The organism is Variovorax sp. SG517 (assembly GCF_013376045.1).
In the GTDB taxonomy this organism is placed as follows: Bacteria; Pseudomonadota; Gammaproteobacteria; order Burkholderiales; family Burkholderiaceae_C; genus Variovorax.
On sequence record NZ_JABMJG010000003.1, the window covers coordinates 692,192 to 703,543 of the forward strand.

Here is an 11,352-nt window from a genome sequence, read left to right on the forward strand (position 1 = left end):
GCGCTCTGCTTGCCCCCATCCCAACCTTCCCTCAAAGGGGGAAGGAGCAAGTCAATTCACTCGTCGTGCGAATCGTGCGTGGCCACCGCTCCGCGGCGCCAGTAGCCCGAGGCCCGCGTCCACTTCGGGTTCGCGCCGCGCTCGCCCACCAGATGCGCGCGCAGCGCCTTGGCGATGGCCGATTCGCAGCCCACCCACGCGTGGAAGTCGCCGGCCGGCAACTGCATGGCCTTCAGCGCGTCGAGCAGCACGGGGCTCAGGCCCGGCTCGGCGCCGCGGCGGTGCACCCACTTCAGCGTGAGCTCGGCGTGCGTGTCGAAGGGAAGCTCGTCGGCTTCGCTGTCCACCTCGGCCAGCACCACCACGCGCGTGCCGGCGGGCAGCTCTGCAAGGCGCCGCGAGATCGCGGGCAGGGCGGTGTCGTCGCCGATCAGCAGGTGCCAGTCGAACTCCGTCGGCACGATGAACGAGCCGCGCGGGCCGCCAACGCCGAGGATGTCGCCGGGTTTCGCCTGCTCGGCCCACTGCGTGGCGGGGCCGGCCTCGTGCAGCGCGAAGTCGATCTCGAGCGTGCCCGCGGCTGCGTCGTAGCGGCGCGGCGTGTAGTCGCGCATGGTCGGGCGGCCGTCGGGCCACACCGGGCCGTCGGGGCCGGCCATGGGCAGCGCGAGCTTGCCGGAGGCGTCGGGAAAGAAGATCTTCGCGTGGTCGTCGAAGCCCGGGCTGGTGAAGCCCGCGAGGTCGTCGCCGGCGAGCGTGACGCGGATCAGGTGCGGCGTCACGCGCCGCACGGTCTTCACCGCGAGCTTGCGAAAGCGCAGCTCGTGGCGCACCCGGCGGGGCGTGCGGTCCGGCAGGGTGGGTGCCGTGGACGCTGGTGATGTACTGAAGTCAGTCATTGCGGAAATCCTGTTGCGAGACAGGGTTGGTTGGGATTCGGGTTGCGCTCGGCCCCTCAGATCCTTTCGATCTGCTGGGCCGCGGCGTCGAGCACCGCGGCGAATTCGTGGGCCTGCTGATCGGTCAGCGGCGCGCCCGTCAGGCGCATGCGCATCGCGAGCTTGAGGTTCTCGATGGCGCGCGTGACCTGCGGCGGGCGTCCGCCGCGCGGGCCGGCGCCGTCTACGCCGCCGCTCATGCGGGCCATCATGGCGTCGGCCATCTCGCGGTTGGCCGCGAGGAATTCGCGGCCGCTGTCGGTGATGCTGTAGCTCTTGCGGCCGCTGCCGTCGGCGGTGTCGACGCTGAGGTAGCCCATCTCCTCGAGCAGCGTGAGCGTGGGATAGACCACGCCGGGGCTGGGCGCGTAGCTGCCGCCGAGGCGCTCTTCGATGGCCTTGATCAGCTCGTAGCCGTGCGAGGGCTTGTCGGCAATGAGCTGCAGCAGCACGAAGCGCAGGCCGCCATGGCCGAACACGCGCCCGCCGCCACGTCCGCTGCGATGCCCGCGGCCGCCGGAAAGACCGTCTTCATGCTCGCCGCGGGCGACGCTGCAGTGGTGATGGCCGTGGCCGAAGTGGAAATGTCTCATGGTGGGTGTCCTTCTTGAAGTATGTCTGAATTATTTTAGATATATCTAAAACTTAGTCAAATCGATACCCAAGACGAAGGGCGGGCCTCTTCCTGGCCAAGGCCAGAATTCATCAGATGTCCGGACGTCCGTTCTGGTTAACATCTGCCCTTCCTCGGGGCTGCGGCGTGCCTGCCACGCCAATCCGGCGCCAGTTCGCCGCGCGTGCGGCCCCACCATTTGTCAACCTGCCTGGCATCCGCCGGATGCATGGGCGCTTAGAACACAGGGAGTTTCAATGGGGATGATGGACACGCTCGGCCACGCGTTGATGGACAACGACAAGCTTCACTTCGACACCGCCGAGGCGCCCTCGGGCCAAGAGCAATGGCTGGTCACGCTCAGCGCGCCTTTGTCCGCCTTCAACGGCGACTTCGTGAACGCGGTGGCCACCGGCAAGGACAACGACGTGCTGCGCGAAGGCATCGCCGACGTGTGGAGCGTGCACGACCGCGCCAGCTTCGAGCAGACCGCCCGATGGCTCGTCGAGGAAGGGCAGCGCTCGGCCTACCGGCCGCTGTGGAACGCCATCGCCGCGATCGACACGGCAACGCAGGAGACGCCAGCGGTCCTGCGCATGGTTATGGATGCCTTCTTCCCCTCGTTCTTCCAGATCAAGGCGCGCAAGAGCCTGGACTACCGCGAGCTCTCGGCGCAAAGCGGCAAGCCGATGGCGGACCTGGCCCAGCTGATGGCGGGCAGCCGCAGCTGGGTGGATGAGCTGCGCAAGCATTTCAAGGCCTCGCCCGCCGACATATCCAGCCTGGTCGCGTGGGACGCCGTGCGCCTGGCCAGCCTGTCGCGCTGGGCGGTGCAGCTCGGCTACATCGAGCGCGCGGAGTTCGCGGGCTTTGCCGGCGGGCTCACCAGGCAGGTGCGCGAGGCCTACGCCGGCTGGCCGCAGGTGAGCGCGGCCTACATCGCCGGCGGCCTGATCTGGAAGTATTCCGATGCGCGCGAAGAGCACCTGCTGCGCACCAACCGCCTGCTGCTGAGCGACGCGCGCAGTCCCTATCGCAGCGTGCCGTTTGCCGGCTGAAGCGGCGGCCGGTCGGTTGCCCGCCCGGACTCGGTTGGCGTCGTCGATGCCGCCGGCACCGGCAGGTGCAGCAGCAGGCTGGTTTCGCCGGGCTGCGAGCGCACGGTGAGCGTGCCTCCCAGCGCAACGGCGCGCGTGCGCATGTTCGCGAGGCCCTTGCCGGCGAACGCTGCTTGCGTGTCGAAGCCGCGGCCGTTGTCTTGCAGCTCGATCTCGATGGCTCGCTCTTCGGAGCCTTCCACCAGCCTCGCGCCAAGGCTGGCCTGCGTCGCCTGCGCATGCGCCATCAGGTTGCCGAAGGCTTCGAAGAGCAGCATCTGCAGCTGGTGCGATTCGCGCGCGGTCCAGCCCGTCATGGTGGGCAACGAGTCCACGTCCCAGCGCAGATCGATGCCGGCCGCCTGCAGACGAGGGCCGAGGCGGTAGCGCACGCTGCCGAGCGCGGAGGCCACGTCGCCTTCGCACCCGTGCATGGCGTCCACCGTGAGCTTGAGCTGGTCGACCGCGTCGCGCAGGTGCAGCGCCACGTCGTTCATGGCGGCGCCGGGCTGCTGGGCCATCTGAAGCAGGCCGACGAGCTGGCCGCCCAGGCCGTCGTGCAGGTCCTGCGTGAGGCGCTGGCGTTCTTCCAGCGCGCCGCGCGCCTTCTCGCCCTCGCGCTCGCGGGCGAAGACGGCTTCGAGCGCCGCGTTGCGCTCGGCCAGTTCGGCTTCGAGCGATGCGTTCATCTGCGCCACGGCGCGCATGTCCTTGCGCATGCGCTCGGCGATCACCCAGGCCAGCGAGATCGCGAAGCCCACCCACGCGAAGCGGATCCACGGCACCACCGCGTAGGCGTCGGGCGAGGTGCGCATGACCCAGTTGTCGCGCGCGGCGCTCAGCACCACCAGCACCACGGCCACGCCCAGCACGCGGTGCTCCAGCACCGAGCTGCGCACCGCCACGCGCACGACCATCACCACCATGCCCAGCCCCGCCGTGAAGCACAACAGGTTCCACGCCGGCATCAGCCACAGCAGCGGCACGGTGATGCCCAGCGTGGCCGTCACCGGCGACAGCAGCGCCAGCAGGCCCAGGAAGCGCGCGAGCCGCGTGTCTCCCTTGCCCACCACCGACAGCGCGAAGCGGCACAGCAGCGGCACCGCCGCCTGGAACGCCGCCAGCGGCACCACGCCCCACCAGGGCCAGGGCAGCGGCGCATGCGTGAAGAGCACCCGCGCCGTCTGCACCGACCAGAAAAGCTCGCCCAGGCCGTAATAGAGGTACAGCGATTCGCGCTGCCGCAGCCACACCAGCAGCGACAGCGCCCCGAGCACCCCGCTCAGGATGGCGATGAAGCGCCCGCCGCTGATCTGCCAGAACAGGGCGTTCTCATACAGCGGCAGGAGCTCGGCCTCCGTGCCCGCCACCACCGGCGAGAGCCCGCCCTGGCGTGCGGGCTGCGCGGCGATGACGATTTCCACGCGCTGCGAAGAAGCGGAGGAGGCCGGCAGCGCGAAGTACTGCGGCGTGAAGGAGGCGTCGTCGTACGGCCCTGGCGGAAAGGTGCCGAAGCGCGCCAGCTCGTGGCCGTCGACCAGCACCCTGAAGCTGTTGCCGATGCGCGGCACGAAGAGCGCCTGCGGCACCTTCGGGTCGGTAACGGAAATATCGAACGCGAAGCTCGCCTCGCCATCGACCGCGCCTTGCCGCTGGTCCCAGTTGTAGGGCAGCTGCACCGCGTGCGGCTCCGGCGGCTGGGCGGTGGGGTGATCGCCATGCAGGGTCAGCGTGAGCTGCGCCTGTTCGACGAGCGTGGCGGCCTGTGCGCGGAAGCTCCAGCCGGTGCCCAGCAACACGAGCACCAGCAGCGCCAGCAGGCGCAGTCCAAGCATTTCTTGTTGTTGTCGTCGCATGACGCGTACGACTTTAGCAATCTTTTTTAACAATTCGGGGCAGGAATTGCCCGTCCTCGCGAGAAAGCAACGCCTCAGGGTTTCAGGCCTTCAGGCCTTCGCCTCGATGATCGGGTCGAGCTTGGCGCGCAGGCGCCGCACCGCCAGCTCGTGCCGCAGCGTCTGCGCCCCGCGCCCGTAGGTGGCCGCCTTGCGGATCAGCCGCAGCTGCTCGCGCTGCAGGTGCGTCTTCAGGCGCCGGGCGCGCCAGCCGTGGGTCCAGCCCATTTCGCGGCGCACCTTGTAGCGCTGCATGGGCGCGCCCAGCCGCACCCATTCGTCGTCGCGGATCAGGTCGCGCTCGGGCACGAACCAGGCCGCCAGCGCATGCAGGTAGGTGCCGTTCTCGCGCGCGGCCACCTGCCAGAAGAGCCCCGCCACGATGATCGCGGGCAGCCCCTTGATCACCAGCATGACGGCCATCTCGCCATAGCCGCCGTCGAACAGGTCTTCGAGGAAGGGCGAGTTCCAGATGAAGTGCATCGCCCACGCGAGCACGAAGCACAGTACCGCCACCGCGATGCGCGCCGCCATCGGCCGCCGCGGATGCAGCAGGAACCACGCGACGCCGAAGGAGGCGATGGTGGTGTAGGCCGCGTGGCTCCACAGCCCGCTCAGCAGCCCGCGCGTGAACAGGTTCAGCAGCACCGGATAGACCTGGTTCTCCAGCGGAAAGTGGATGGAGGAGCGCACCGTGTAGCTCAGGTTCTCGATCACCTGGAAGCCCAGCCCCGCCATGGCGCCCACGATCAGCACCGACAGGTAAGTCTGGAACTGGTTGCGCGCCACCAGCACCAGCAGGATCACGCCCATGAGCTTCAGGAATTCCTCGGTGACCGGCCCCGCGATGGCCGGCCCCCACACCGCCACGAACTCCGGCGACACCAGCTTGGCGCACAGGCTCTGTATGGCGATGTTCGCCGGCGCCGCGAAGTACACCGCCCCCAGCCCGCCCCACGCGAAGGCCAGCACGTAGGCTTCGGGCGGATGCTGCTCCAGCAGGTCGAGCGTGCCGAAGGCCAGCACGAAAAGCAGCGTGTAGATGCCCCACACCGTCAGCCCCAGCAAGGCGGTGACCGGCACCACCCGCAAGCCTATTGAAAACATGTAGGCCAGGTAGAAGAGCCCGTTGACGATCAGCGCCACCAGCACCCAGAACGCCACGCGCCGCGGCTGGAAGAAGGAATCGGTGCCCACCGGCCACGCGCCTGTGTCCTGGTTGGTGGGAAGGCCCTGGTCGTTCGGCTCGAAGACGGGCGCGTTCACTGCGGCGCCTCCAGGTCCATCGAGTCGAGCATGCTGCGCGCGTCGGCCAGCGCCTCTTCCATGCCGTCGCTGGCGCCGTAGAAGTCGATCTGCACCAGCGACTTGCGCCGCTGGTCGACCACTTGCCAGAAGCGGCCCGCCAGCTTCGAGCCGTAGTACGCGAAAGTCTTGCCCTGCAGGCCCCAGGAGGTGATGAAGTCGGACACGTCGCCGTCCATCTGCAGCCGCTGGCCGCGCTCCATCAGCCGCTGCTGGCGCACCAGCGGGCCGTCGGGCCCGCCCGCCCACGGGAAGGTGGAAACCAGGAACTTGTGGCCGCCCTTGAAGAGCATGAGCGACTGGCCCGCCTTGGAGCGCGACACGTCCATCTCCCACCCCTCGGCCGGCACGAAGCGGGCCTGGCCCGCCTCGACCGTCTTGCCCGCGGCAAGAGGGCGGTTGCCCGGGGTGTGGCGGTCCCAGTACGCGAGGCCGCCCACGTAGGCCGCAATCGCGAGGAGCACCGCCAGCGCGCCCGGCCAGGTGCGATACGGTATGCGGCGTGAGGGCTCGTTCATCCTTTGATCGTGCCATACGAATGCCCGCGCCCGGGCGCCCGCGCCAGGCGATGCGGCATACTCCCCACCCCCTCAAACTCAGCAGAATTCCACTGAATGGACAAGGAAGTCGACCCCCGCGTACTCACTGTGATCGACGAGATGCGGCTCTCGGGCCCGCGGCTCACGCCGGTGGAAATCGTCGCCAAGATGGGTGTGTTCGACGCGCGCGACAAGCCATTCGAGCACGCATGGCTCGCCACCGGCGACAACGTCATCGCCACCATCTGGGCCGAATGGGTGAACGTGGCCGCCAACGGCCGCTGGTTCTATCTCGAGTCGCTCGACGTCCACCACCGCGCCGGCGGCGGCGAGCGCAGCGCCCAGCAGGTGCAGCGCGCCAAGGACCGCCTTGCGCTGCTCAAGCGCAGCCATGACGCCGGCAACGGCTTCCGCGCCTTGCTGCAGACCAACCGCATCGCCATCCTCGAAGTGGAAAGCAGCAAGGACGCCAAGGTGTCCACCCGCGTGCGCGACGACGACGAATGGCACGTCGCGAGCTGGGAGCCCGACCACAAACTCGCCGTGCTCGTGCGCGGCCCGCGCGGCTGGGTGCCCAGCGAAGCCGAAATTCAGGCCGCCCGCGAACGCGGCAACGTGCCGCAGAAACTCTCCGCCGCCGCCAAGGCTGCAGACGACGAAAAAGCCACGCCCCAGGCCGTGCAGGCCGCCGCCCTCGAATACGTGGTGAAGCACTTCACCGGCTACGGCTACAAGGCCGAGAACATGACCGGCAAGGGCTTCGACCTCGAAGTGTCGAACGCCAAGGGCCAGACCCTGCTGCGCGTGACCGTCAAGGGCACCGCGTCCGGCGTGCCCAGCTTCAAGCTCAGCAAGGAAGAAAGCGACTGCTCCCAGCGCGAGCCGCTGTGGCGCCTGCTGGTGGTAACAGATGCCGGCAGCGGCGTGGCCCAGCATAAGATCTACAAGCCGACCGAAATCAGCTCGGCGCCGGGCTACGACCCCTCGTGACCTGAGGCTGCGCGGCCAATGCCCAACTGTTGTAAACAAGCCCTGAGGGAGTAACCAGACTATTCATCGCCTCTGCGGAAGATTACATTTCGCGGAATTGTCACAAGGCGATATGACCGAGAGCAGCCAAAAGACGTCCCATTCGATGATCTACCTGCCCGTATCGGGCAAGTTCTTCATCGCATTGATCGGCTCGGTTGCTTGGGTTGCTTTCTCCATCTGGGCCGCACAGGCCTGGATGGCCGACCTGACCACCCATATCGGCATGGTGCTGGCTGTTTTCCTGGTCTATGGCATCGCCATCGTTCCGGGGTTCATGAATGCGTTCCTGGCCATCAGCCTGCTTCTGGACAAGAGGCCGCCGCATTCCCCGCTCTCCGTCTATCCGCCGATATCGATCCTGATCGCCGCGTACAACGAGGAAGCCTCCATCGAGGAAACCCTCGTCAGCATCGAGCGGCAGCACTACCCCGGCGAACTGCAGGTCATCGTGATCAACGACGGCTCCAGGGACGGCACCGCCACCGTCGTCGAGGGTGCCTGTGCCCGGTATCCGTGGATCACCTTCGTCGACCTCAAGCAGAACGGCGGCAAGGCGCGCGCGCTGAACATCGGCTTCAAGCAGGTGCTGCACGACATCGTCATCACCGTCGATGCCGATTCGTTCCTCTACAAGGGCGCGCTCACCAGCATCGTCGAGCGCTACCACTCCGACCCGCCCAACACGCGCGCCGTTGCCGGAAAGATCCTGGTGCGCAACTCGCGCTACAACTGGATCACCCGCTGCCAGGAGTGGGACTACTTCCACGGCATTGCGGCCATCAAGCGCGTGCAGTCGCTCTTCCAGGGCACGCTGGTGGCGCAGGGCGCGTTCTCCCTGTACGACCGCGACGCGTTGGAAGAGGTCGGCGGCTGGCCCGAATGCGTGGGTGAAGACATCGTGCTCACCTGGGCGCTGCTGAAGGCCGGCTACCGCATCGGCCACTGCGAAGACGCCTGCCTCTTCACCAACGTGCCCACCAGCATCCGCCAACTGGTGAAGCAACGCCAGCGCTGGGCGCGCGGCATGACCGAAGCCTTTGCAAAGCACCCGGGCATTCTTCTGCAGCCGCGGCTGTCGACCTTCTTCATCTACTGGAACCTGCTTTTTCCGTGGCTCGACCTGGCCTACACCATCGGCTTCATGCCGGGGCTGGTGCTCGCGCTCTTCGGCTATTTCTGGATCGTCGGCCCGATGACGCTCGCGCTCATACCGGCCGCCTTCGCGCTGAGCCTGCTGATGTTTTCCATCGAGCGCCGCATGTTCAGGCAGACCGGGCTCGTCGTGCGCAAGAACTTCCAGGGCTTCTTCATCTACGTGCTGCTCTACAGCCTGATCCTGCAACCGGCCAGCGTTCTCGGCTATCTGGACGAGATATTGAAAAGACCCAAGTCCTGGGGCACCAAATGACCCGGGCATCGATGAAACCGATGAGACGACACTCGGCCGCCGCCCTTGCCTTCATTCCGGCGCTCGCGCTGCTTGCCGCCGCTTCCTGCCAGGCGCAGGAAGAAGAGAAGCCCAAGACCATGGCCTTCGGCCCCGAGTTCTACCTGACCAACGACAGCGACCACTTCCAGTCGCGCCGCGTGTCGGTCGAGTTCTTTCCGGCTTTCGAGAACGCCGACCGCTTCCTCGGTTTCAGGCTCGGCGACTACCGATACAAGCAGGACAGCTGGAAAAGAAGCGGCCAGAAGCTCACCTTCCTCGCGCGCGACATAGAAACCCGAACGGCCGACGGCGGTTCCATGGAAGCCGGCGTGTTCGAGCAGGGCGGCCACACGCTGCTCACGCTCGACGGCAGCTACCGCATATCGCCCACCAAGAGCACGGCGGTCGAATTCCTCATCACGCGCGACTGGGTCGAAACCCCGAAGTCGCTCGACAGGGGCATCGACTTCACGTTCGTCGGCGTCGCGGCCGACCAGCGCCTGGGCGACCACGTCACCCTGGTGGGCCTCGTCGCGCAGCAGTACTTTTCAGACGGCAATCGCCGAGACCACGGCCGCCTGCGGCTCATCTACCAGCCCTCGCTCGACCTCGGCCTCACGCTGCAGGCGCGCTACCGCACCTACCGAAGCACCCACGACGACGTGGACAGGGCCTACTTCAACCCCAAGAACTACAGCGAATCGATGCTCGCCATCGGCTGGCGCCACCGCTTCGCGGGATGGACCGCCTCCGTGACCGCCGGCCTCGGCCGGGAGACCATCAACCACGACCTGAGCCAGCCCACCAGGCTCCTCGACGTGAGCCTGCAAAGCCCGGTGAGGGGCGCGCATGTGTTCCGCTTCGGTGCGGGGTACAGCCGCAGTACGACGTTTGCGGGGCCGAGCTATCAGTACCGGTATCTGCGGGGGGAGTGGATCATTCGGTTCTGAGCTTGTGCGCACTCGCGGACCGAAGCCCCGACTGTCGTCACCACGCATCCGGGCACTCTGGCGGCCGGTTTTGCACCGGCACTTCGCCCGCCCTGCATTCCCAGGTCATTCCGGTGGCTTCAATAGTGGGATTCAGAAAGAAGGTTCTGGTAGGCGAGGGAGCCCATCCCATCAAGACAATCTTCAAGGCTCCGGTTTCGGGATTCACTCGAATGCTCTCGACGGGGTCGGGCAAGGGCGCATCGAACTGCGCCGCCGTCAAGCTGGACGGGAACTCCTTGTGTTTTGCGAAGTAGCTTTCGACCGTCTTCGCGGCAACTCGGCCAAAGGCAATCCCAATCGTCGCGTCCGAAGGTGACGCCGATACGCTAGGCGGCTTCACCTCGGGCTCGAATGCCGCATTCAGCAGCTTCGAGCCGATCTTTGAGGCAGACGAGATGGCGCAAAAGATGACGATCCAGCGGAGCCACTTCCGACGGGGGCTACCGGTCGATGATTCTTCGGACATGCTCCAACCTCCTTGTAGATCGTCTCGGTCATTGGCAGCGATGACGATTGATTTTTTTGCTTGCGCGCGATGGTAGCTGGCGCCGATGACCAGCAACTCAGGAGGCCGATGGCGACGCAATGCGCGTCCAAACGTCAGGGCTTTGTGTCCCGCCGCGGCGCCCCCGCAGATATCTCGCCAATTCGAGAATTTCTCGACGAAATCTTTTCTCTTGCGCGGCTTCGCTTCTCTAAAGTGAATGCCCCTGTCGCAAGACGCCCCTCCTAGTGGGCGACGACCACCGATCGTGAAAGGAGCTCCCCCCAACCAGTTGACCCACTGTATGCGTCCGGGCATCCCGTCTTGCGGCGGATCTCTTTCACGGCTAGATCTGCCGCCTGGCGAACGCCACGGTGAAGAAGCGGCGGCTTGAGAGCTGAAGCGTCACCGACCACTCGCCGTTGACGTCGCCGGCGTGGGAGTACACAAGCGCGATCTGATTGTCGCGCGTCGCTTGGCCACATCCGCACTCCAGGGACTCCAAAGTCCATTGCTCCTGCGTACCGAGGGCGTTGGGGCTAACGAACTCGGTCAGGTAAGTCCACGCCTTCTGCTGCAGCGCTTGCAGCCCGTCAAGTGCATGCGATAGGGTGTCCATACAGAGTTGTGTCGGAGCGTGTGAATTCCCGGCGACGAGTACTTCGCATGAAGCTCCCGCAGGGGACGGCAGTAGCCACACTTGCTGCTCTTCGAGGAAGCGCATTTTTTGATCTCGCAATTCATTGGTGGATCGGCAGTCTGCCATCCCTTGCAGGGATGCCGATCCGATGCTGGGCTTGATGGCGCTACGCGTCCCAGCGATGTGGCAGTAGCTCTGCAATGCGACTGGCTGGGTGCGTAGGCAGCCGCTCGAGGACATCCTTCAGGTACGCATGCGGCTCATGGCCGTTCAGACGCGCCGAGTGCACCAGGCTCATGACGGCCGCAGCTCGCTGGCCGGCGCGCAAGCTGCCGGCGAACAGCCAGTTCTGTCTTCCAAGCGCAATCGGCCGGATCTGGTTCTCCAC

General features: G+C 66.4%; 12 protein-coding genes. 4 read left to right on the forward strand and 8 right to left on the reverse strand.

What is annotated here, in order from left to right; all coding sequences use genetic code 11:
* Positions 1–56: 56 nt before the first annotated feature.
* Both FHT32_RS12590 and FHT32_RS12595 read right to left on the reverse strand, forming a co-directional pair.
* The gene (locus FHT32_RS12590; RefSeq protein WP_176664953.1) at positions 57–899 is read right to left on the reverse strand and encodes a siderophore-interacting protein; all 843 of its coding nucleotides are present in this window, start codon (positions 897–899) and stop codon (positions 57–59) included.
* A gap of 56 nt (positions 900–955) precedes the next feature.
* Positions 956–1,531, reverse strand: coding sequence for a PadR family transcriptional regulator (locus tag FHT32_RS12595; RefSeq protein ID WP_176664954.1), 576 nt, complete (start codon positions 1,529–1,531; stop codon positions 956–958).
* A 277-nt stretch (positions 1,532–1,808) separates the two neighbouring features.
* On the opposite strand from FHT32_RS12595, the gene FHT32_RS12600 reads away from it, so the two are divergent.
* Positions 1,809–2,609 carry a DUF1266 domain-containing protein gene (locus FHT32_RS12600; RefSeq protein ID WP_176664955.1) on the forward strand — a complete coding sequence of 267 codons (801 nt, stop codon included), beginning with the start codon at positions 1,809–1,811 and terminating at the stop codon, positions 2,607–2,609.
* On the opposite strand, the gene FHT32_RS12605 is transcribed toward FHT32_RS12600, so the two are convergent.
* From FHT32_RS12605 to FHT32_RS12615, 3 genes are all read right to left on the reverse strand, one after another.
* Complete coding sequence (locus FHT32_RS12605; protein ID WP_176664956.1) at positions 2,582–4,483, reverse strand: ATP-binding protein; 1,902 nt, start codon at positions 4,481–4,483, stop codon at positions 2,582–2,584. The genes FHT32_RS12600 and FHT32_RS12605 overlap by 28 nt on opposite strands.
* Positions 4,484–4,594: 111 nt before the next feature.
* The gene (locus FHT32_RS12610) at positions 4,595–5,809 is read right to left on the reverse strand and encodes a PrsW family intramembrane metalloprotease (protein WP_176664957.1); all 1,215 of its coding nucleotides are present in this window, start codon (positions 5,807–5,809) and stop codon (positions 4,595–4,597) included.
* The gene (locus FHT32_RS12615) at positions 5,806–6,366 is read right to left on the reverse strand and encodes a hypothetical protein (protein WP_176664958.1); all 561 of its coding nucleotides are present in this window, start codon (positions 6,364–6,366) and stop codon (positions 5,806–5,808) included. Before FHT32_RS12615 ends, FHT32_RS12610 begins: the two co-directional genes overlap by 4 nt.
* A 96-nt stretch (positions 6,367–6,462) precedes the next feature.
* Between FHT32_RS12615 and FHT32_RS12620 the strand changes: the two genes are divergently transcribed.
* The 3 genes from FHT32_RS12620 (at position 6,463) to FHT32_RS12630 (ending at position 9,798) form a co-directional block, all read left to right on the forward strand.
* A complete protein-coding gene (locus FHT32_RS12620) occupies positions 6,463–7,377 on the forward strand; it encodes a protein NO VEIN domain-containing protein (protein ID WP_176664959.1) in 915 nt (304 codons plus the stop codon).
* Positions 7,378–7,522: 145 nt separating this feature from the next.
* A complete protein-coding gene (locus FHT32_RS12625) occupies positions 7,523–8,827 on the forward strand; it encodes a glycosyltransferase family 2 protein (RefSeq protein WP_176664960.1) in 1,305 nt (434 codons plus the stop codon).
* A gap of 20 nt (positions 8,828–8,847) precedes the next feature.
* On the forward strand, positions 8,848–9,798 hold the full coding sequence (locus FHT32_RS12630) for a hypothetical protein (RefSeq protein ID WP_256098973.1): 951 nt from the start codon (positions 8,848–8,850) through the stop codon (positions 9,796–9,798).
* A 37-nt stretch (positions 9,799–9,835) separates the two neighbouring features.
* Here the strand turns inward: FHT32_RS12630 and FHT32_RS12635 are convergent, their stop codons facing one another.
* From FHT32_RS12635 to FHT32_RS12645, 3 genes are all read right to left on the reverse strand, one after another.
* The gene (locus FHT32_RS12635; RefSeq protein WP_176664962.1) at positions 9,836–10,306 is read right to left on the reverse strand and encodes a hypothetical protein; all 471 of its coding nucleotides are present in this window, start codon (positions 10,304–10,306) and stop codon (positions 9,836–9,838) included.
* Between the two features lie 364 nt (positions 10,307–10,670).
* Positions 10,671–10,943, reverse strand: a complete 273-nt coding sequence (locus tag FHT32_RS12640; protein WP_176664963.1) for a hypothetical protein — start codon at positions 10,941–10,943, stop codon at positions 10,671–10,673.
* 187 nt (positions 10,944–11,130) lie between these two features.
* On the reverse strand, positions 11,131–11,352 hold a 222-nt coding region (locus FHT32_RS12645; protein ID WP_176664964.1), incomplete at its 5' end, for a transposase domain-containing protein.

Bases quoted from the DNA above. Each gene is read 5' to 3' on its own strand.
- FHT32_RS12590 (WP_176664953.1), bottom strand. From the start codon at position 899: ATGACTGACTTCAGTACATCACCAGCGTCCACGGCACCCACCCTGCCG.
- FHT32_RS12595 (WP_176664954.1), bottom strand. From the start codon at position 1,531: ATGAGACATTTCCACTTCGGCCACGGCCATCACCACTGCAGCGTCGCC.
- FHT32_RS12600 (WP_176664955.1), top strand. From the start codon at position 1,809: ATGGGGATGATGGACACGCTCGGCCACGCGTTGATGGACAACGACAAG.
- FHT32_RS12605 (WP_176664956.1), bottom strand. From the start codon at position 4,483: ATGCTTGGACTGCGCCTGCTGGCGCTGCTGGTGCTCGTGTTGCTGGGC.
- FHT32_RS12615 (WP_176664958.1), bottom strand. From the start codon at position 6,366: ATGAACGAGCCCTCACGCCGCATACCGTATCGCACCTGGCCGGGCGCG.
- FHT32_RS12620 (WP_176664959.1), top strand. From the start codon at position 6,463: ATGGACAAGGAAGTCGACCCCCGCGTACTCACTGTGATCGACGAGATG.
- FHT32_RS12625 (WP_176664960.1), top strand. From the start codon at position 7,523: ATGATCTACCTGCCCGTATCGGGCAAGTTCTTCATCGCATTGATCGGC.
- FHT32_RS12630 (WP_256098973.1), top strand. From the start codon at position 8,848: ATGAGACGACACTCGGCCGCCGCCCTTGCCTTCATTCCGGCGCTCGCG.
- FHT32_RS12635 (WP_176664962.1), bottom strand. From the start codon at position 10,306: ATGTCCGAAGAATCATCGACCGGTAGCCCCCGTCGGAAGTGGCTCCGC.
- FHT32_RS12640 (WP_176664963.1), bottom strand. From the start codon at position 10,943: ATGGACACCCTATCGCATGCACTTGACGGGCTGCAAGCGCTGCAGCAG.